The organism is Ruegeria sp. BF12 (assembly GCF_056538705.1).
On sequence record NZ_JBQFTP010000002.1, the window covers coordinates 193,325 to 213,573 of the forward strand.

A 20,249-nucleotide genomic window follows, 5' to 3' on the forward strand; every position below is an offset into this window, starting at 1 on the left:
AGCCCATTGTCATCCGCGCATGCGCGCGCCGTCCGCGTCAAACAGCGGAACGGAAATCACGCGGGCTTTGCGCATCTGACCCAGAATCTCTATCTCGACTTCCAGCCCATCCCGCGCGCGGTCAGAGGGTAGGAACCCCATGGCGATCGACTTTTCCGAAAAATGCGAATAGCCGCCAGAGGTGCAGAAACCGACGACCTCTCCGTCCAGCCAGATCGGTTCATAGGCGTTTACATCTGCATCGTCGGTGTCGACTTGGAACGACACCAGCTGACGCGCCGTACCTTCGACCCGTTCAAGCTCGGCAGCGGCGCGGCCGATAAAGTCAACGTTCTTCGAGAAGGAAATGAAGCGATCCAGTCCGGTTTCGGCGGCAGTGTAGTCCGGGGAAAATTCGCGCATCCAGGACCCGAAGAACTTGTCCAGACGCAGGCTCATCATTGCGCGCATGCCAAAAGGAACCATCCCGTGCGGCTGACCTGCTTGCCACAGCGTCCACCAGAGTTGCCGTTGGGCCATCGGGTCGCAATAGATTTCGTAGCCCAGATCACCTGTGTAGCTGACCCGCTGGACGGTGCAATCGGTCATGCCGATGATCATGCGACGCACATCCAGAAACTTGAGGTCCGAGATGTCAGCGCGGGTGCATGCCGCCAGCACCTTGGCCGCCTTTGGTCCCGCGATCTGAAATCCGTTCAGTCGGTCACTGACGTTTTCAATGGAAACGCCGTCTTCCTGATGTTGCAGGAACCACCGCATGTGGAAGGCCTGACTGCCGTATGAGGCGGTCAGTTGGAACTCTGTCTCACTCAGGCAGGATACGGTGAAATCTCCGATTAGCTTGCCTTTAGGCGACAGCATTGGTGTCAGAGACAACCGCCCCGGTTTCGGAATACGTCCGGCCATGATCCGGTCCAACCAGTCGCGCGCGCCGGGGCCGGTGATGCGGTATTTTCCGAAATTGTGGACTTCGTTGATCCCGACGCCGTTGCGTACGGCGCGAACCTCGCGGCCCGTCGCGTCGAACGCGTCTGAGCGGCGGAATGAGGGAGTTTCGTATCCGGGTTCTCCGTCCTGCGCAAAGTAATTTGGGACTTCCAGCCCGTATTGTTGACCCCAGACCGCGCCCAGATCGCTGAAGATGTCGTACATCGGCGTTGTCCGGTTCGGACGCGCGGCGGGTAGTTCTTCGTTGGGGTAGGCGACGCTGAAGCGTTTCTGATAGTTCTCGATCACCTTTGGGCGGGTGTAGCCCGGGCTGATCCAGTCGCCGAAGCGGGCGACGTCCATCGCGAAAACATCCCGCTCGGGCTCGCCTTCGATCATCCACTGCGCCAGCGTCAGGCCAACGCCGCCGCCCTGACTGAACCCGGCCATCACACCGCAGGCGGACCAGTAATTGCGCATGCCCGGCACAGGCCCGACCAGAGGGTTGCCGTCCGGCGCAAATGTGAACGGACCGTGGATCACGGATTTGACGCCAGCCTCGGCCAGAACCGGGAAGCGTTTGTAGGCAAACTCGATACTGTCGGTGATCTTGTCGTAATCGTCAGGCAGCAGCTCATGGCCGAACTCCCAGGGCGTTCCGTCAACCGCCCAGGGTTTGCAGGGCTGTTCATAGAACCCGATGCACAATCCGCGCCCTTCCTGCCGCAAATAGCTTTCCCCGGCGGGGTCCATCACATGCGGGTGTTCTCCACCGGCATCGATGATCGCTTCGATCTGTGGGATCGAGTCCGTTACAAGGTACTGATGCTCCATCGGGTGGAGCGGGAAGTAGACACCTGCCATCGCGCCGACCTCGCGCGCCCACAGGCCGCCAGCGTTCACCACGTGCTCGGCATGAATGGTGCCTTTGTCCGTCACCACATCCCAGGTACCGTCACTACGCTGAATGGTTTCTCGCACCATACAATGCGTTTCGATTGTAGCACCGCCCATCCGGGCCGCTTTGGCATAGGCATGGGTGGTGCCTGACGGGTCCAGATGCCCGTCCAGTGGGTCGTATAGCGCTCCGATGACCCCATCCGTGTTGGTGATCGGTGCGATCTTCTTGATTTCATCCGGCCCAACGATTTCGGTCTCCAGCCCCATGAACCGATGCTTGGCGCGTTCGGCCAGCAGCATGTCGAACCGATCCTGATTATCTGCCAGAGTCACGCCGCCCACATGATGCAGGCCACAGGACATACCAGTTATCTCTTCCAGTTCTTTGTACAACCGGATCGTGTATCCCTGCAGCGCCGCCATGTTGGTGTCGCCGTTCAATGTGTGAAACCCGCCAGCCGCATGCCAAGTCGATCCGCTGGTCAGCTCGGACCGTTCCAGCAGCATCACATCCGACCAACCCAGCTTGGTCAGGTGATAAAGAACGGAACATCCAACGACGCCTCCGCCAATGACTGCGACTTGGGTTGTGAGTTTCATAAACGTCTCCTGCTGATTACGCCGCCAGTCTGAATAGGAAGACCGCCAATGCAATAGCTCTAGCGACAGAAAGTGTCGCGGAGGGCAATCCAAGCGCTTTGCATTCCTGCTAAATCTGGTCACAAGACGTTTACAGAATCGAACTACTGGCCTGTCGATCGAACGTCAGGTCAACCACTCTGCAAGGACAGTCCAATGAAGAAGTTCAACCTCAACCCCGAAACGCTGAGCCGTCGCGAATTCATGGCAAAGGCTGGTGCGCTAGGTCTGAGCGCAACGGCAGCCAGCATGATCTGGTCCGAAGCCGGCCTGGCGGACACGCCCAAAAAGGGCGGCCACTTTGTTCTGGGGCTGAAAGGTGGTGAAAGCACCAATTCTCTGGACCCGGCGCTGTCTGCATCGCATGTCACGGCCAAGGCGTTGCGCGCCTATGGCAACACGCTGACCGTGCTGACTGCTGACGGTGGCCTTGCGCCAAGCATCGCAGAAAGCTGGGAATCGTCAGAGGACGGCAAGGTTTGGATCTTTGCCATCCGCAAGGGTGTCGAATTCCACAATGGCAAAACCCTGACCCCTGAGGATGTTCAACTAACTCTGGCGCGGCATTCTAATGAAGAGTCGCAGTCCGGCGCTTTGGGCATCATGCGCGGTGTGGAAGACGTTCGTGTCGACGGCAATAACGTGGTGATCACCCTGACCACACCGAACGCGGACCTCCCGTATCTGATGTCGGACTATCACCTGATCATGCAGCCGGGCGGTGGCATTGATAACCCGGGCGAGGGGATTTCGACCGGCGCCTACAAGGTCATCGCGGATGAACCCGGCGTGCGCTACGGATTTGAGAAATTCGCCAACCACTGGGATGACAGTGTTGGTCATTACGACAGCCACGAGATCCTGGTTCTGAACGACGACACCGCTCGTTCGGCTGCTTTGCAGGCAGGCCAGGTTCACGCGATCAACATCGTGCCGCCGCGCACCGCAAAACTGTTTGGCCGCGCACCCGGCGTAACAATTAACGCCACTTCGGGACGTGGGCACTACATCTTTGTCATGCATTGCGACACCGCGCCGTTCGACAACAAGGACCTGCGTCTGGCGCTGAAATACGCAATCAACCGCGAAGAGCTGGTCGATAAGGTGCTGCGCGGCTTTGGTTCGATTGGCAACGACATTCCGATCAATGAAGGCTATCCGCTTTTTGACAAAACGATGGAGCAGCGCCAATTCGATCCGGCAAAGGCGGCTGAGCATTACAAGGCCTCCGGTCACGACGGTTCGCCCATTGTGCTGCACGTATCGGACGCGGCGTTCGCGGGTGCGATCGACGCAGCACAGCTGTTCCAGCTGTCGGCGCAAGAGGCGGGTATTCCGCTGGAAATTCAGCGTGAACCGGCGGATGGCTACTGGTCGGAGGTTTGGAACAAGAAACCGTTCTGTGCGTCCTACTGGGGCGGTCGTCCGGTGCAGGACCAGATGTGGTCGGTTGGGTATCTCTCGACCGCAGACTGGAACGACACCCGCTTCAAGAACGAAGAGTTCGACGCTCTGCTGCTTAAGGCGCGGGCGGAGCTGGACGAAACCAAGCGCAAAGAGATCTATACTCAGATGGCCCGGATCGTCTGGGAAGAAGGTGGCCTGATCAACCCGATGTTCAATCAGTTCATTGATGGCTACTCGGACAAGGTGGTCGGATGGGGCGCGCATGCCAACGGCGACCTCATGGACGGCTACGTAGCCAGCCGGACTTGGTTCGCCTGATCTGAAACGGGAAACCGGCGCTCAGGATTGAGCGCCGGTTTTTCTTTGAACGCGTTGAAAGTCGTCAGAGAGGGCGGATTTTCAGTCCGGTGATCCGGTTGCCCTGACGTTCGGTGACTTCAAAGCGGAAGCCGTGGAACGAAAAGACCTGACCCACGATGGGGATCATCTGCGCCTCGTGGATGACCAGCCCGGCAACCGTGTTGGCCTCTTCGTCGGGCAGGGACCAATCCATTGCGCGGTTAGCGTCGCGGATTGTCATGGACCCTTCGACCAGGAACTGCCCGTCGTCGGTGCGTGTTACGGGCACGTCTTCTTCGATGTCGAATTCATCGGCAATTTCGCCTACGATTTCCTCGAGAATATCCTCTAGCGTGATCAATCCGCGCAGCGACCCATACTCGTCGACGACCAGCGCAAAGTGGCTGTGCATCCGCAGGAACTCTCGCATCTGGTCGTCCAGAGTGGTCGTTTCGGGTACGAAATAAGGGTCGTTGGCAACTTTGAGGATGTCGAATTCCTGCAGGCGATTTGCATCGCTTTCACTGCCTCCGGCGTGGGCATACATCGCCCGGAACAAGTCTTTCGCGTGGACGACACCGACAATGTTCTCCTGCTCATTCCGGAATACCGGCAGGCGGGTGTGTCGGCTTTTCAGACATTGCTGAAGGATCGCCTCGGGCGGTGCGTCCGCGTCGATCATCTCGATGTCCGAGCGGTGAAGCATGATTTCTTCGACCGCACGGTCGCCAAGGTCCAACGCGCCCAGAATTCGGTCACGGTCTTCTTTTTCGACAACGCCTTCGGAATGGCCAAGCTGCAATGCGCCGGCGATTTCTTCGCGCACCGCCAGAATGTTGCTGTCCGGGTCGATCTGGACGCCGAACACCCTTAGGACGCCGCGCACCAGCAAACGGACCGCTGCAACCATGGGGGAGAAGACGGTGACCACAACGCTGATAATCGGTGCCACAGCGGCGGCGGCCTTTTCCGCGTTGGTGATGGCATAGGTCTTGGGCAAAACCTCGGCAAAAACCAGAACCAGCAGTGTCATCACCAGCGTTGCCAGCGCGACGCCGCTTTCACCGAACAGCCGTGTGAAAAGTGCAGTCGCCAGCGAGGCGGCAAGAATGTTGACCAGGTTGTTGCCCAGCAGAACCGACCCGATCAGCCGTTCGTTGTCATCGGTGATATCCAGCGCTTTTTGTGCCCCGCGCGAGCCCTTGTCAGCCTGCGCACGCAGCTTCCCGCGCGAAGACGCGGTCAATGCTGTTTCAGAACCCGAGAAAAAGCCCGACAGGACAAGTAAAAGCAGAATGGCGCCTGTGGTAAACCAGAATGCGCCGTCGATTAGAGAAGAAGTGGGTTCCATCGGTCCTTGGTTGTTCGTGTAACTGCAACCGTTATGGGGGTGCAGGCCCATCGGTTCAAGGGGTTAGCCATTGTCCTCGGTGCTGTCTTTGGCCAGCGGGTGATGCTGCAACACCAGCTCGGACAGGCGTTCGTCCAGAACATGGGTATAAATTTCAGTGGTCGCGACATCCGCATGGCCCAGCAGGGTCTGGATCGACCTCAGATCAGCGCCATTCGCCAACAGATGCGTCGCAAAGGCGTGGCGCAACGTGTGCGGAGTGACCTTTTCGGGCGAAACGCCACCTTGCACTGCCAGTTCCTTGACCAGCAGGAAAAACCTGTGCCGCGTCAGATGCCCGGATTTGCCGCGAGATGGAAACAGGAATTTTGAGCGCTGCCCTCCGTTTGCCGCGCGTTGATCCTCGGTTTCATCTCGGATTACCAGCCACGCTGCCAAGGCGTCGCGCGCCGAAGGAGACAGGGGAACCATCCGTTCCTTGCCGCCTTTGCCTAGCACAAGCAGCATGCGCGGATCGCCCCTGGCCGAGGACACGGGCAATGAAACCAGCTCGGTCACGCGCATGCCGGTGGCGTACAGAACTTCCATCAGGCAGGTGTTGCGCACCCGGTCAGCTTCGGCACGGCCGGTCCGTCGGGCGGCTTCCAGCAACCGGTCGACTTCGAGAACGTCCAGTGTCTTGGGCAAACGCTTTTGCCGTCCGGGACCCTTGATCTGAATGGCCGGGTTCGTTTCGCGCCAGCCTTCCTCGAACGCGAAGCGATATAGTTGTTTGATCGCAGACAAGCGCCGGGCACGGGTTGAGCGGGACAGGCCCTGTGCGTCGCAATCGATCAGGTATTGCTCGATCTGTTCCCTTTCGGCGCTGGGAAAGTTCGATTTGCGACGATCCAGCCAGCCAGAAAATTCCTTAAGATCGCGCCCATAAGCCAACAGAGTGTTGGTCGCAGCACCCAACTCGGCGGCTTGCGCCTGCAAAAACGTGGAAATCCACAATTCCTGGGTCGCCGGGGCTGCCATGGTCAGCTGTCCTGCAATATCAGCAGGCTCAACGCCGCGCGGCGGGCGGTATCTTCAAGCCCCACGCGCCGCAGCGTTGCGATTGCCGCTGTCAGATCAACAAGGTTACCACGCGATCCATGTGCAAACTTGTCCATGGTTTCCAAAATCGCCTCGCCCAGCTGATCGTTGTCCAGCATCGCCTCGATATTCGATGGAACCGGAGCGGCCCAGGCAAACCCCTGCGCGACGGCGTCTGCCAAAGGTGAAGGCGACTTGGCGCGACCCGGGTCACCCTGTGCCAGCGCTGCCAGGAACTGATTTTCTTCGGCGTCGTCAGGAACGGACAAAGCTGCTGTTTCGTAAAGCTCAGAAAGCAGAAGGATACGCCAGCGCAATTGCTCGACCGCTGGGTCTTTCAGCGTTACCTGCGACAGGCGCGCGGCAAAAAGCTCGGCGAAGGGCACTTCCAATCCGACCGAACGCATCTGCGCCCAGACTGTTTGCAAGGCTGCAGCGATCTTCTCAACATTTCCCGAATCCAGAGCAGCCTCAAACCGTTGAACGGCCGAGACCCGGTCCCAAACCGCACCGGACGCTGCCGGGGACCGTTCGGTGTAAAGTCCCAGCAATTGATTAGGTGTCAGCGCGCCGATCCGGGTCAACCGTTCCGCTGCTTCGATCTGAGCTTTCCACCCGGCCACATCACGTAGATCTGCATTCGCAAAGGCGCGGGGCAGGGGCGTGGAAGGCAGACGTTCGCCTATCGCTTCGAACAAGCGAAAGCTCAGAGGGTCCGGATCGTCGGGCTGCGGCAGATATGCGGCGTCCTCGAAAAGCTCGGGGCTGAGAAAGCGGTCCAGTACGTCCAGCTCTTCGGGCGACAGAATTTGCAGCGCGTGCGCCGCTTCCAATGTCAGGGCGGCTGAGGGCCAGTCTCCGCGACGGGCTTTGCAGAATATCTGGGCGCCGTAGTCCTGCGACAGATGCGGGGCGGCGATCAGAGCTGTGCAGCTGCGATCCTCGTCCCCGGTCAGCAAGGTGGCGTCAAACCAGCGCTGAAACCGTGCGCGAGTGTTTGTCGGCCCTGCCATCTGAACCAATGATTGCGCCGGGTCGGCCGCCCCGAGCTGCATCAAACGGTCGATGCGGGCCAGCAGTAGGGTTTCTTCGGCGTCCGAGCCGGCAGGCGCGCGCCCTTCGGTCAGGATCAGGGTGAAAAGCAGGCGCTGCATTGCAGGGTTATATTTGACCGGCACATGGGCGATCAGCTCGGCCAGTCGATCCGCATCGCTGTTCTGCCACAGGTTTACCGGCAGACCGGTTACGGATGAGGACACAAGGCCCAGCGGTTGCGATATGGCTTCAAGCGGCGTGACTTCGATATCTGGCTGGATACCTGTCTGTGTCACCGGCGGTTCCAGAAGGACCGTGCCCGGTAAATTCTCGGGCGGGTCACTCAACCATTCGATGACAGAGAGAGGTGCCTGCTGCGCTTGTGCCGATCCGGCCAGCAACAGTGCAGCCACTGCGGCTCTATTCAACATTCAGAATTACCGGCTCTCGGATTTCGCCTTGCGGCGCCGAGAAGTCCACGCCAAAAATGGGGCCAAGATAGGCGTACCCCACCAACCCGATAAAACACAGGCACACAAGATATATCAGGAACTTGATCAGACGGCCCATTGCTCAACGCTGCCCCAATTTTGTCTTTTGCCATAGTTATAGCTGGCATTTTTCCTAAGATCACGTCATTCACAGTGAAATGAGCGAAATTAAGCATAACACCCACTCCGGGGACACCGAAGCGGGCTTTGCACTGCACAAAACGGTTGTTCTTGTGGGCATGATGGGGGCTGGAAAGACAGCCGTGGGCCGTGCATTGGCCGCGCGGCTTGGGGTTCCTTTCCTCGATAGCGATGCCGAGATCGAATCGGCTGCCAACATGACAATCCCAGAAATCTTCGAGCGTGATGGCGAGGCCTTCTTTCGAACCAAGGAAAGTCAGGTTATAGGGCGGCTGCTGGATGAGGAAAAAGGTATCCTGTCCACCGGCGGAGGTGCCTTTCTGGCCGAGCAGAACCGCCAGATGATCACCGAACGCGGCGTGTCGGTCTGGTTGCGGGCTGACCTGAACGTTCTTTGGAACAGGGTCAAACACAAAGATACGCGGCCTCTGCTGCGCACGGCCGACCCCTATGCGACTCTGCGCACCTTGTACGACTCCCGCGTGCCGGTTTATGCGCAGGCAGATCTGACGGCTGAGTCCGATGGCGAAACCTCGATCGAGAATATGGTGGAGCGGGTAGTGAACGCCTTGCTGACACGCCCCGACGTATTGGAACGGAAATAGATGCACCAAACTGTACATGTAGAGCTGGGCGAACGGTCCTATGACGTAGAAATCGGCCCCGACCTGCTGGCCCAATCGGGTTCGCTGATCGCACCGTTGCTGCATCGCCCCAAGGTCGCCGTTCTGACGGACGAGAACGTGGCGAAGCTGCACCTTGAAGCACTGCGCGATGGCCTGGCTGCAGCAGGGATCCAGATGACGTCGCTTGCCTTGCCCGCTGGCGAAGCCACCAAAAGCTGGCCGCATTTCGAACGTGCAGTCGAGTGGCTGTTGGCGGAAAAGGTTGAACGTCGCGACGTGGTTGTCGCCTTCGGGGGCGGGGTCATTGGCGATCTGGCGGGCTTTGCCGCTGCCGTTCTAAGGCGCGGCGTCCGGTTTGTACAAATCCCGACATCTTTGCTGGCGCAAGTGGACAGTTCCGTCGGAGGCAAGACCGGGATCAACGCGCCGCAGGGCAAAAACCTGATTGGTGCCTTTCATCAGCCTTCGCTGGTTCTGGCCGATACTTCGGTGCTGGGCACGATGACCCAGCGAGATTTCCTGTCAGGTTATGGCGAAGTGGTAAAATACGGCCTGCTGGGCGATGCCGAGTTCTTTGAATGGCTTGAGGTCAACGGCCCTGACGTCTCGGGCGGTGAAATGGATGCGCGGGTACGGGCGGTCACGCGTTCGGTGCAGATGAAAGCGGATATCGTGGCGAGGGACGAGACCGAGCAAGGCGACCGCGCACTGTTGAACCTTGGTCATACTTTCTGTCACGCGCTCGAGGCTGCTACCGGGTATTCTGACCGTCTGCTCCATGGCGAAGGCGTTGCCATTGGCTGTGCGCTGGCGTTCGAGCTGTCGTCGCGTCTGGGCTTGTGTTCGCAGGAAGACCCAAGCCGCGTAAGGTCGCATCTGCGCGCGATGGGGATGAAAACCGATCTGGCCGACATTCCCGGAGATTTGCCGGATGCCGAGGCGCTGGTCGATTTGATGGCGCAGGACAAAAAGGTCATTGACGGTCAGCTGCGCTTTATCCTGGCGCGAGGGATCGGGCAGGCGTTTGTCACCTCTGACGTTCCGCGCGACGCGGTGTTGTCGGTGCTTGAGGATGCTCTGGCGACGGCCTGATCAGCGCCCGCGGATCACCATCAACTCACCGATGTTTTCGCGGGTGATGTAGCCCACCATATGACCAGCCTGCGTACAGACGGCAACGGCCGGGGCGCCTTTGTGCAGCTTTTCCAGAACGGTTTCCAAACCGCTGGTTAGTTCTACATGTGGAATATCGGTTTCCATGATTGAAGTCGCCAGATCAGACCGAGGCGTTTCCTGTGCCAGGGCGGCGAAGAGCGTGCCCCGCGCGACAAAACCCAGCAGGGTTCCATCCGACTCCAGCACTGGGAACTCGTGCTGTGTGGTATGGATGACGGCCTGAGCCGCCGTGGCAAGGGTGTCAGCTGGGGTCAGGGCGTGGAATTCGGTGATCATCGCGTCACGCGCAAGGACCCGCCGGGCGACCGAGCGCATTGCGACATCCTGACTTTCCGCATTGGCCGCGACGAAGACAAACACAGCAATCAGGACCAGCAGCGGGTTGCCCGTACTCAGTCCGAGAAATCCAAATGCGACGGCAACAGCTTGCCCGGCTAGCGCGGCGACCCGCGTAGCTGTGACGCGGTCCATCTTTAGGCACAGCAACGCGCGAAACACGCGACCGCCATCCATCGGGAACGCGGGGATCATGTTAAATACGGCGAGCAGCAGATTCACATAGGCCAACCGGTTCAACAGCCCCGCATTGGCCGAGTCGATCCGGGCCAATGACTCCAGTGGCATTCCGGCACCCAAAGCAACCAGCACGATCCAGATCACCACGTTCACAGCAGGCCCGGCCAGCGCTACCCAAACCTCTTGCATGGGCTTCTCAGGCATCCGTTCCAGTCGAGCCAACCCACCGATGGGTAGTAAAGTGATGTCCGGGGTTTTGATGCCATAGCGCCGGGCCATCAGCGCGTGGCCGAATTCATGCGCGACAACACAGGCAAATAGGGCCAGAACGAAGATCAGGTTTTCGACGGCGGCCGACACCCCGCCATTCGAGTAGGCGGCAAACCCGACCCAGGCCAACAGCAGGAAAAAGGTGACATGGACCTTCAGTTCCGACCCGAGTAGGCGGCCGAGTGAGAAGGACCATGTCATGTCGTGTCTCCGTTTGCTTTAGAACGGAATCTCGTCGTCGTCGATTCCGCCGGATGCAGGGGCAGGGGCGCTGGACGGTCCGCCATAGGGGTCGCCATAGCCACCGCCGGCCTGACCGCCGCCATAGCCGCCCGCTTGGCCGCCACCATAACCGCCGCCGCCACCGCCTTCACCGCGGCTGTCCAGCAGGGTCAATTCACCGCGATAGGGGCGCAGGACGACCTCGGTCGAATACCGATCCTGACCGGATTGATCCTGCCATTTGCGGGTTTCAAGCTGGCCTTCGATGTAAACTTTGCTGCCTTTACGCAGGTATTGTTCAGCAATCCGCGCCAATGGCTCTGAGAAAATCGCCACCGAGTGCCATTCCGTACGCTCACGACGTTCACCGGTGTTGCGATCTTTCCAGGTCTCAGAGGTAGCGATGCGCAGGTTGCAAACCTTGCCGCCGTTCTGGAACGACCGGACTTCGGGATCGCGGCCGAGATTCCCGACCAGAATGACCTTGTTGACTGAACCTGCCATGTATTTCCCCGTTCTTATCTAACTCGAATGCGCCCGAATCTGGCGCGATGTATCTATGCGACCCTATACGGCCTGCGTCATGGTTAAAACACAGTTGATGAGTGCAACAGTCGGTAAGAAATCCCCCTGTTCCTGTTTACCAAGCTTTCATTTTTTCCTGAAATATTTATACTGGATTGGTTCGAGGACGAGCGGGATTGGCATTAATGCGATTTCTAGTTGGTTGTTTTTTTGTTCTGTGCCTTGCGCTGGTTTCGGTCCCGGCTACGGCTGACACTCTGTCCACCAAAAGCCGTAAGGACATTTTCCTGAAGCAATCAAAGATACTGGATACCCGTGCCGCGACCCAATACCGCGACTCCGACCGTCTGAAACCAAAGACCGCTCAGCCGAAGTTCAGCAAGCGGTATAACGGTAAATATCGCGGGCAATATTTGGCGCTGGCGCGGCAGGCAGCCCGAAAGCACAGTGTCCCGGAAGAACTGTTCCTGAGACTGGTTCAGCAAGAGAGTGGATGGAATCCGCACGCGGTTTCGCACAAGGGTGCATTGGGTCTGGCTCAGCTTATGCCAGGTACAGCGCGCCTGTTGGGTGTGAACCCCCACGATCCCAAACAGAACCTCGAGGGTGGGGCTCGGTACTTGTCCTGGCAGTACCGCAAGTTCAAATCCTGGCGTTTGGCGTTGGCTGCGTACAACGCTGGACCGAAGGCCGTGGAAAAGCACGGCGGCGTGCCGCCGTATAAGGAAACCCAGAACTATGTGAAAGTGATCTGGGGCGGCTAACCGGCTTCCGTTATTCAGAAGAACGAAACTGCGCGGGCGTCTGCGTTCGAGTCGTCACGACCAATACAATCAAAGCAGGAACCATCGGTGCGCAAGCCGCAAGAATTACGGTCTGAAAGCAGGTGAAGTGGGCGATGACCCCGACCGATGGACCGGCGACCAACGCTCCGATGAACAAGCTGTTGACGTATAGCGTATTGGCCCGCGCCATACGCCCAGTGGCCAGGTTCTGAACAAAGGTCAGACTGACCCCGGCAAAAAGACCGTAATAAATACCTTCAAGCGCGGCGCCAGCGATCATCCCGGCCAAGCTCGAGACCTGTGACAACACAAGAAACGCGCTAAGCCGCGGCCAACGAGAGTGGATCAACCAGGTCAAAGGTGAAAGGAAACGCCACGGAGCCGGAGTCGTCAGAATGACAACAATCTTGGCGGCTGTTTTGATCGAAAACGACAGCCCCGGCACAAATCCTGGCAGGCCGACCTCACGGACGTAGAATAGGGACAGGGCATTGCTGCACAGCACGTGCGAGGTTGAAAAAGCAGGCAGGCGGAAACCGCCAACCATAGAATCCTGTCTGTATCTGCTTCATCTTTGCCAGTTGTTATTGCCGCCTCAGACCTTGCGTCGGCGGGTATAACCTAACCCGCGATGGACAGACTCACTAGCGGCGCAAACCGATGCCCATTATCCACTCGCTCGGCGAAGCTCTGGTTGAACCTGACAGTCAGCAATATCCCCAAGGTGCTGTACACGCTGAATTGCCATGGCGGATGCCCCAGTTCCGGCACGATTTAGAATGGGATAAACGGGGCAGTTATGCTTGCGCAGAACGTCCCGGACAAGTGCAGACCCAGAATAGCCCGCGCACGGCTGTCGCCGAGAGGTGTGATCGAATACTCACCTTTAATACACAATGCCGTAAGACGCGGCCTTCCAGCGCATCGGATGTGTCCTGCAGAAATAGGACACGGCGCCGACTTTGTGCCGACGCCGTGGAATTGTCTGTGGCGGTTACTCCGCAGCGATTTTGATGACAGGCTCCATTCGGGCCAATATGTCGTCGGCGAGGTGACACTTCACCTGATGACCCTCCGCCAGATGCTTGACCGGTGGCACGTCCTTCTCGCACAGCCCGCCCGGTACTTCGGACTTCCAGCGACAGCGCGTCTGGAACGGGCAGCCGGGTGGCGGGTTCATGGCCGAAGGAATGTCGCCCTCCAATACGATATGCTGCTTTTCAATCGACGTGTCCGCGATGGGTACGGCGCTCAGCAAGGCTTCGGTATACGGGTGATAGGGCGGCGAGAATACCTGATCGGTCGTGCCCAGTTCGACCACATGCCCCAAATACATCACCATGACCCGGTCACTGAGATAGCGCACGATGGACAGGTCATGACTGATGAACAGAAGGGTCGTCTTGTGCTCGCGCTGAATCTCCATCAGCAGGTCGGTGACAGCGGCCTGAACGGACACGTCCAGCGCCGAGACCGGCTCGTCCGCGACCACGATCCGGGCATCCCCGGCAAAGGCACGGGCAATACCGACACGCTGTTTCTGGCCGCCCGATAGCTGACGTGGCATCCGGTCGGCAAAGGCACGGGGCAGTTTCACCAGGTCCAGCAGCTCCAGCATACGCTTTTTGCGCTCAGCCTCGGAATTGCCAACGCCGAAGATTTCCAGTGCACGGATGATTTGGCGACCGACCGTCATGGACGGATTTAGTGTGTCGAATGGGTTCTGAAACACCATCTGAACTTCACCCACCGTCTTGGCGTCGCGCTCTTCGATGGGCACGTCTTCGATGTTGCGGTTGTCCAGCAGGATTTGGCCGTCCGTGGCCGTTTCAAGCCCCATCAAAACCTTGGCAAAGGTGGACTTGCCGCATCCGGATTCGCCCACGATGGCAAGCGTTTCAGATTCGTGGGCTTCGAAACTGAGGGTTTCGTTGGCTTTCACAACCTTCTTTTCGCCACCGCCGAACAGGGCGTTGGCTGCGACCTCATAGTATTTCTTGAGGTTGTCCATTTTCAGAACGGTTCGACCAATCTCGCCTTTTTCCTTCTGGTCGCCCACCGTGATCGGAGCATTCCAGTCGATTTCCTTGAATTTCAGGCACCGTGTATGGTGACGGTCATTGCCCGGCACAGCCTCCATCAGGATGTTCTGCGCGTCGCAGCGACCTTCTTCGAAATAGTCGCAGCGTGGTCCAAAGTTGCAGCCCGGCGGACGCTCATGCGGAAGTGGGAAATTGCCTGGAATGGCCACCAGCGGGCGCGAGTTCTTGTCCGCGCCGGGCAGGGGGATCGACCGGAAAAGTGCCTGCGTATAAGGGTGCTGCATCTCATCGAACACATCATGGATGGAACCGCGCTCGACCGCCTCACCTGAATACATCACGCACAAGCGGTCGCAGGTCTCAAGCACCAGCCCGAGGTTGTGCGAGATGAACAGCATTGAGGTGCCGTATTTCTTGCCCAGATCCTTGACCAATTCGACCACGGCGGCCTCAACCGTCACGTCCAGCGCGGTTGTTGGTTCGTCCAGGATCAGAAGTGAGGGTTTCGACATTAGCGCCATCGCGATCACGATACGCTGCTGTTGACCACCCGACAGCTGGTGCGGGAACGAGTTCAGCATCCGCTCAGGGTCGGGCAGGCGCACGTCTGTCACCACTTCCAGTGCACGGGCATAAGCTTCTTCAGCCCCGACACCTTCGTGGATCATCGGCACTTCCATCAGTTGCTTGCCGATCTTCATTGCCGGGTTCAACGACGCCATCGGTTCCTGATAGATCATCGCGATCTCATTGCCGCGGATGTCGCGCAACTCGTCCGCGCTCATCTCGGACAGATCGCGCCCTTTGAACTTGATGGTGCCTCCAACGACGCGGCCGTTCTTGCCGAGATCCTGCATGACCCCAAGCGCAACCGTGGACTTGCCGCAGCCGGATTCTCCGACCAGCCCCACGGCTTCACCGGGTTGGACGCTGACCGAGAAATCCATCACGGCGGGAATTTCCCGCAAACGGGTGAAGAATGAAATCGACAGCTTGTCGATCTCCAGAATTGGCCCGTCATAATCCGCCAGTTTGTTCATCTGTGTTTCTCCTCGCGAGAGTCAGGGGGTCCCCTTCATCTGGCTAAAAATACCTCGGGGGTCCGGGGGCGGGGCCCCCGGCCTCGATCACATCAGTCCTTAAGACTTTCCTCACGAAGACCATCGGCCAGCAGGTTCAGACCAAGAACCAGTGACAGCAGCGCCAGCGCAGGCGGCAGAGCGGGATGCAGGTAGATCGACAGCAGCTTGCGCCCTTCGTTGATCGTCGAACCCCAGTCCGGGCTTTCCGGTGGCAGACCCAGTCCAAAGAAACCCAGGGTTCCCAGCAGGATGGTGGTATAGCCGATGCGCAGGCAGAAATCGACGATCAGCGGACCACGCGCGTTGGGCAGGATTTCCCACAGCATGATGTACCACGGACCTTCACCACGGGTCTGTGCCGCCGCCACGTAGTCGCGCGTCTTGATGTCCATCGCAAGGCCCCGCACGATACGGAACACGGTGGGCGAGTTCACAAAGACAACTGACACGAACACGACAAGAATACCGCCCGGAATATCGAACAGATCCAGATAAGTAGGCAGACCCCAGATGCGGTAGTCATCAGTGTTGATGATGTATCCGCCGGTCGAAATCAGTGACAAGTACAGCCACAGCGCGATGCCCAGAACGCCGATTAACAGCGGCGTGCGGAAGTTCGGGCGAGTGTAGTACCGCGAGTTCAGCAGAACGCCAATGAACAGGATCGGGAACACGAACAACACGGCCGCCATATAGTTCGGCACGCCCGTTGCCACGATTTCCGGCGTCACCAGCAGGTAGAACAACAGGATAACCGGGAAGGCCAGGATCAGGTTTGCCAGGAACGACAAGAACGTGTCCAGACGCCCGCCGTAGTACCCTGCTGGCAGACCCAGAGTGATCCCAACCATGAACGCGAACATGGTCGCCAGCGGTGCGATCTGAACAACGATCCAGGCGCCCTTGACCATGCGGCTAAAGACGTCGCGGGCAAGGTTATCGCCACCCAGCAAGTACCAGGTATACTCGCCTTCTTCCGGGCTTGGCAGGGGCGTTCCGGGCACCTTGTTCTTCATGCCAGACACTTGCACGAGCGGGTCGTGCGTAACGATCAGATCCAGTGCGCCGAAGATGCCGGTGAAGACCCAGAACATAACCAAGCCAAAGCCGATCATGCCGATTGGGCTGTCAAACAGCTTGCCATAAAGGCCAAGGCGCCGTTTGAAGGCGATCGACATTGCGAACAGGATGATCAACGACAGCCACACAGGCAGAAACTGCTGCGAGATTGCTCCGATAATCCCGGCCCCGGTGCCCATGAAGATACCAAGCAGAATATACGCAAGCGAAAGCGCGACACAGGCGAAAAAGCTGTATCTCAAGGCCGATTGCGTCAGTCCGCGCAGACCACTGCCCGAGCTGATGGTGCCGTCGACATTCACGGTCATCGGTGTTTCCGGCAGAATGATGCTGCCGATAATCCAGATGACGATCGAAACAAGCAGCGCCGCCAATGCGATCAGAAGGATAGGGTTCAGAAAGGCGATAGAGCCGGTCCAGCTAAGAGGTTCCATGATCTATCCTCCCTTACGAAATACGGATGCGCGGGTTGAGGTAGACATAACCGATATCGGATATCAGCTGCGTCACCAGCACCACAAAGACCGACACGACCGAAATCGCCAGCAGAAGCTGGATGTCGTTGTTGCCCGCCGCCTGAACCAGTGCCCAGCCGAAGCCCTTGTAGTTGAACAGGGTTTCAACGATCACCACGCCGTTCAGCAGCCACGGGAACTGCAGCATGATGACGGTGAAGGGCGCGATCAGCGCGTTACGGAGCGCGTGTTTCAAAACGATGTTGCCGAAAGACACACCCTTTAGCCTTGCGGTCCGGATGTATTGTGCCGTCATCACTTCGGTCATCGAAGCGCGGGTCATCCGGGCAATATAGCCCATGCCATAAAGCGCAATGGTCAGAACCGGCAGGAAGAAGTTTTCGAATGTCGGGTTGTCCATCGCTTGTGTTGCCGTGCCCTTGAACCACTTCAGGCCAACGGTGGACGAGGTAAAGATCGCGATGAAAATAACGCCCGAAACATATTCCGGTGTCGCCGTAGTGATGATCGAGAAGGTGGACAGGGACCGATCTAGGGCTGACCCTTCGCGCATCCCGGCCAGCACGCCGACCAGCAGCGCGGATGGCACCATCAGGACCAGAACCCAGAACATCAGATAACCGGTATTGCCAAGGCGCTTGCTAACGATACTGCCGACTTCATCCTTGAAAACGGTTGAGTATCCCCAGTCGCCTTGAAGAACGCCACAAAATCTTGGGGTGGTTTCTTCGGTCGATCCCGGTCGTGTGCAGGTGCCCACGAACGTGCCGTCTTCCAGCGTTTTGGTAAAGCCCGGCATGACGCCCAGCCATTGGCCGTATTTTACGAGCGTGGGCTGCAGGTAACCGCGGTTTTCCAGCCAGGTTTCGACCTGCTCGTCGGACATACGCTGGTTGCCCTGCGTTTTCGCAAGCTTTTCCAGGTTCGGGTAGAGGTTGGTCAGAAAAAAGACCACGAAAGTCAGGCACAATGCTGTCAGTAGCATGACGCCGAACCGTCGAAGGATGAATAGTCCCATGATGGCCCCTGTTGTTCGGGTGTTCCGCAGATCATTGGACCATTTGCTGGCCTCGGACATCCGACCCCGTGTCGGCCTGTCTGCGGCTGGAAAGGGGCGCCCGGATCAGGCGCCCCCGTTTATCGTCCGGCAGGTTTTAGGCTGCCCAGCCCCACTTGTAGTGGTGGTGCTCGAAGGACACGTGCATGTCGGTGCCGACAAGACCGTCCTTCATGTGGCGATACAGCGAACGCCAGTAGGGCTGAATGGTCACGCCTTCTTCCTGGATCATCGCTTCGCCCTTGGCGACCACTTCACGGCGCTTGTCCGCATCCGCGATGGCCAGAGCTTCGGTCAGCAGGGCGTCGAACTCAGGGTTCGCCCAACCGAACTCGTTCCAGGCTTCGCCAGAACGATAGGCCAGAGCCCAGATCTGAACACCCAGAGGACGGTGGTTCCAGTTGGTCGAGCTGTACGGATACTTCGCCCAGTCGTTCCAGAAGGTGTTGCCCGGCAGAACGGTCCGCTTGACCTTGATACCTGCGTCGCGCAGTTGAGCTGCAACCGCGTCGGTGGTGTTCCGGCGCCAGTCGTCGTCGATCGAGATCAGTTCGTGCTCGAAATCGATCATTCCGGCTTCTTCCATCAGCGCGCGTGCGCCTTCCGGGTCGACCTTCTGCGGTGGCAGTTCGAAGTAATCCGGGTGGATCGGACCAACGTGGTGGTTCTCCGCAGGCGAACCACGACCACCATAGCCCAGTTCCAGGCAGATCGAGTTATCAACGGCCATTTGCAGGGCCTGACGTACACGTTTGTCTTCGTAAGGCTTCTTGCCGTCGATCTCGGCCAGCTGGTTCGGACGGATGACGATGGTGTTCATGGTCACAACTTCGGATTTGATGTACCCGAGGCTGTCCATCACGTCGATAAACTCACCAACCGATTCATACAGCATGTCCACTTCGTCGGATTCCAGCGCCGCCAGCCATGCGGACGGGTCGGTTCCGTAGTCAATGTAGACGATGCTGTCCAACGCCGGGCGACCAAACACCTCTTCACCCCACCATGTGTGGTTTTCGTTGCGAACAAGAGTGGCCTTAACACCAACTTCGAGGTCCTGAACCAGGTATGGTCCTGTCCCAACGTTGTTGAGAAGGTCCGTTTCGCTGAACGAGCTGTGAACGATGGCCGCCGGATAGTCCGCCATGCCCGCAATCAGCGAGATGTCAGAGGCTGGCAGGTTCAGCTTGACGGTGTTGGCATCGACAATCTCGATTGCGCCGTCGATTGCCTGACCGGATTCCGGATCGATCAGTGTCGCAAAGCGACCGGCCATCGAGTTGGTTTCCGAGCTTTTGTCACACCAGCGCCCGATGTTGCGGGCCACGTCATCCGCAGTGAAGTCGTCACCGTTATTCCACTTGACGCCCGGGCGGACTTTCAGAGTGTACTCGGTCGCGTCGTCGTTTACTTCCCAGCCTTCCAGCAACATGCCGCGGAAGGTACCGTCCGAGTTGTACTCGACCAGGTACTCCAGCGTGCCGCGGGTGACGTTCGCGATCTGCGACCAGTCATAGGTGCGTGGATCCTTCAGTGCGCGTACTTCCTGCTGAACGCGCAAAGTGCCGCCTTCTTTCTTGGCGTCTTCGCCTGCTGCGTGTACCGGCGCGGTCAGGCCGATCATGCCATAGGCTGCTGCTGCGGTGACGCCAAGCCCGGTGGCGCGGGTCAGGAATTCGCGTCGGTTCAGTTTACCGTCCCGATATTCCTGAGCATGCATTTCAGCCGCCCAGTGAATCGGTGCTCCGGTCGTTGTTTGGTTTTTCATTAACATTACTCCCTGTGATACGGTAATTTTTTGGATGTAGCTTGGAACCGCTCAGGCCGGCATGCTCCGGTTGGCAGGTTCATGGTTTTTCTTATTTCGGATTCTGAACATCCCCATACCGACATTCCGCACCAGAAATCGGGTTAGGTCAATGTTCGAAATCGTCATTCGCGGTACAAAAACGACATTGGTGACCAGAGTTTACCATGCTCGGCTCAGCCAAGCTTGGGGAGACCACTTTGTTCACCCCTTAAAGCAAAGAGGATTCGCTGCTTTGTTCCTACGCGCCTGACTGCTGTTTTTTCACCTCAGCT

General features: G+C 58.3%; 15 protein-coding genes. 4 read left to right on the plus strand and 11 right to left on the minus strand.

Annotated features, from left to right (window positions below):
* Positions 1-9 precede the first annotated feature (9 nt).
* Entirely contained in the window at positions 10-2,427 is a 2,418-nt protein-coding gene (locus tag ACR0J0_RS03875) for a GcvT family protein (RefSeq protein ID WP_480661393.1), read from the minus strand.
* Between the two features lie 195 nt (positions 2,428-2,622).
* Between ACR0J0_RS03875 and ACR0J0_RS03880 the strand changes: the two genes are divergently transcribed.
* A complete protein-coding gene (locus tag ACR0J0_RS03880; protein ID WP_480661394.1) occupies positions 2,623-4,191 on the plus strand; it encodes an ABC transporter substrate-binding protein in 1,569 nt (522 codons plus the stop codon).
* Positions 4,192-4,255: 64 nt separating this feature from the next.
* Here the strand turns inward: ACR0J0_RS03880 and ACR0J0_RS03885 are convergent, their stop codons facing one another.
* The 3 genes from ACR0J0_RS03885 to ACR0J0_RS03895 form a co-directional block, all read right to left on the minus strand.
* Complete coding sequence (locus tag ACR0J0_RS03885; protein WP_480661395.1) at positions 4,256-5,563, minus strand: HlyC/CorC family transporter; 1,308 nt, start codon at positions 5,561-5,563, stop codon at positions 4,256-4,258.
* 63 nt (positions 5,564-5,626) lie between these two features.
* Positions 5,627-6,583 (minus strand): tyrosine recombinase, encoded by a 957-nt coding sequence (locus tag ACR0J0_RS03890; RefSeq protein ID WP_480661396.1) that lies wholly within the window; start codon positions 6,581-6,583, stop codon positions 5,627-5,629.
* Between the two features lie 2 nt (positions 6,584-6,585).
* A complete protein-coding gene (locus ACR0J0_RS03895) occupies positions 6,586-8,109 on the minus strand; it encodes a hypothetical protein (protein WP_480661397.1) in 1,524 nt (507 codons plus the stop codon).
* 218 nt (positions 8,110-8,327) lie between these two features.
* Between ACR0J0_RS03895 and ACR0J0_RS03900 the strand changes: the two genes are divergently transcribed.
* Together ACR0J0_RS03900 and aroB are read left to right on the plus strand one after the other, a co-directional pair.
* The gene (locus ACR0J0_RS03900) at positions 8,328-8,915 is read left to right on the plus strand and encodes a shikimate kinase (RefSeq protein ID WP_480661398.1); all 588 of its coding nucleotides are present in this window, start codon (positions 8,328-8,330) and stop codon (positions 8,913-8,915) included.
* Positions 8,916-10,028, plus strand: coding sequence for a 3-dehydroquinate synthase (gene aroB / locus ACR0J0_RS03905; protein WP_480661399.1), 1,113 nt, complete (start codon positions 8,916-8,918; stop codon positions 10,026-10,028).
* Here aroB and ACR0J0_RS03910 read toward each other — a convergent pair whose 3' ends face one another.
* Together ACR0J0_RS03910 and ssb are read right to left on the minus strand one after the other, a co-directional pair.
* The gene (locus ACR0J0_RS03910) at positions 10,029-11,099 is read right to left on the minus strand and encodes a site-2 protease family protein (protein ID WP_480661400.1); all 1,071 of its coding nucleotides are present in this window, start codon (positions 11,097-11,099) and stop codon (positions 10,029-10,031) included.
* 18 nt (positions 11,100-11,117) lie between these two features.
* Positions 11,118-11,624: a single-stranded DNA-binding protein gene (gene ssb / locus ACR0J0_RS03915; protein ID WP_239335674.1), complete on the minus strand. Its 507-nt coding sequence runs from the start codon at positions 11,622-11,624 to the stop codon at positions 11,118-11,120.
* A 206-nt stretch (positions 11,625-11,830) separates the two neighbouring features.
* Between ssb and ACR0J0_RS03920 the strand changes: the two genes are divergently transcribed.
* Positions 11,831-12,409, plus strand: coding sequence for a lytic transglycosylase domain-containing protein (locus ACR0J0_RS03920; RefSeq protein WP_480661401.1), 579 nt, complete (start codon positions 11,831-11,833; stop codon positions 12,407-12,409).
* 10 nt (positions 12,410-12,419) lie between these two features.
* On the opposite strand, the gene ACR0J0_RS03925 is transcribed toward ACR0J0_RS03920, so the two are convergent.
* From ACR0J0_RS03925 to ACR0J0_RS03945, 5 genes are all read right to left on the minus strand, one after another.
* The gene (locus ACR0J0_RS03925; RefSeq protein WP_480661402.1) at positions 12,420-12,977 is read right to left on the minus strand and encodes an MFS transporter; all 558 of its coding nucleotides are present in this window, start codon (positions 12,975-12,977) and stop codon (positions 12,420-12,422) included.
* Positions 12,978-13,424: 447 nt separating this feature from the next.
* The gene (locus ACR0J0_RS03930; RefSeq protein WP_480661403.1) at positions 13,425-15,512 is read right to left on the minus strand and encodes a dipeptide ABC transporter ATP-binding protein; all 2,088 of its coding nucleotides are present in this window, start codon (positions 15,510-15,512) and stop codon (positions 13,425-13,427) included.
* Between the two features lie 92 nt (positions 15,513-15,604).
* A complete protein-coding gene (locus tag ACR0J0_RS03935) occupies positions 15,605-17,068 on the minus strand; it encodes an ABC transporter permease (RefSeq protein ID WP_480661404.1) in 1,464 nt (487 codons plus the stop codon).
* A gap of 13 nt (positions 17,069-17,081) precedes the next feature.
* Complete coding sequence (locus ACR0J0_RS03940) at positions 17,082-18,128, minus strand: ABC transporter permease (RefSeq protein WP_239335664.1); 1,047 nt, start codon at positions 18,126-18,128, stop codon at positions 17,082-17,084.
* Positions 18,129-18,264: 136 nt separating this feature from the next.
* Complete coding sequence (locus tag ACR0J0_RS03945) at positions 18,265-19,935, minus strand: ABC transporter substrate-binding protein (RefSeq protein ID WP_480661405.1); 1,671 nt, start codon at positions 19,933-19,935, stop codon at positions 18,265-18,267.
* Positions 19,936-20,249 lie beyond the last annotated feature (314 nt).

Bases quoted from the DNA above. Each gene is read 5' to 3' on its own strand.
- ACR0J0_RS03875 (WP_480661393.1), bottom strand. From the start codon at position 2,427: ATGAAACTCACAACCCAAGTCGCAGTCATTGGCGGAGGCGTCGTTGGA.
- ACR0J0_RS03880 (WP_480661394.1), top strand. From the start codon at position 2,623: ATGAAGAAGTTCAACCTCAACCCCGAAACGCTGAGCCGTCGCGAATTC.
- ACR0J0_RS03885 (WP_480661395.1), bottom strand. From the start codon at position 5,563: ATGGAACCCACTTCTTCTCTAATCGACGGCGCATTCTGGTTTACCACA.
- ACR0J0_RS03890 (WP_480661396.1), bottom strand. From the start codon at position 6,583: ATGGCAGCCCCGGCGACCCAGGAATTGTGGATTTCCACGTTTTTGCAG.
- ACR0J0_RS03895 (WP_480661397.1), bottom strand. From the start codon at position 8,109: ATGTTGAATAGAGCCGCAGTGGCTGCACTGTTGCTGGCCGGATCGGCA.
- ACR0J0_RS03900 (WP_480661398.1), top strand. From the start codon at position 8,328: ATGAGCGAAATTAAGCATAACACCCACTCCGGGGACACCGAAGCGGGC.
- aroB (WP_480661399.1), top strand. From the start codon at position 8,916: ATGCACCAAACTGTACATGTAGAGCTGGGCGAACGGTCCTATGACGTA.
- ACR0J0_RS03910 (WP_480661400.1), bottom strand. From the start codon at position 11,099: ATGACATGGTCCTTCTCACTCGGCCGCCTACTCGGGTCGGAACTGAAG.
- ssb (WP_239335674.1), bottom strand. From the start codon at position 11,624: ATGGCAGGTTCAGTCAACAAGGTCATTCTGGTCGGGAATCTCGGCCGC.
- ACR0J0_RS03920 (WP_480661401.1), top strand. From the start codon at position 11,831: ATGCGATTTCTAGTTGGTTGTTTTTTTGTTCTGTGCCTTGCGCTGGTT.
- ACR0J0_RS03925 (WP_480661402.1), bottom strand. From the start codon at position 12,977: ATGGTTGGCGGTTTCCGCCTGCCTGCTTTTTCAACCTCGCACGTGCTG.
- ACR0J0_RS03930 (WP_480661403.1), bottom strand. From the start codon at position 15,512: ATGAACAAACTGGCGGATTATGACGGGCCAATTCTGGAGATCGACAAG.
- ACR0J0_RS03935 (WP_480661404.1), bottom strand. From the start codon at position 17,068: ATGGAACCTCTTAGCTGGACCGGCTCTATCGCCTTTCTGAACCCTATC.
- ACR0J0_RS03940 (WP_239335664.1), bottom strand. From the start codon at position 18,128: ATGGGACTATTCATCCTTCGACGGTTCGGCGTCATGCTACTGACAGCA.
- ACR0J0_RS03945 (WP_480661405.1), bottom strand. From the start codon at position 19,935: ATGAAAAACCAAACAACGACCGGAGCACCGATTCACTGGGCGGCTGAA.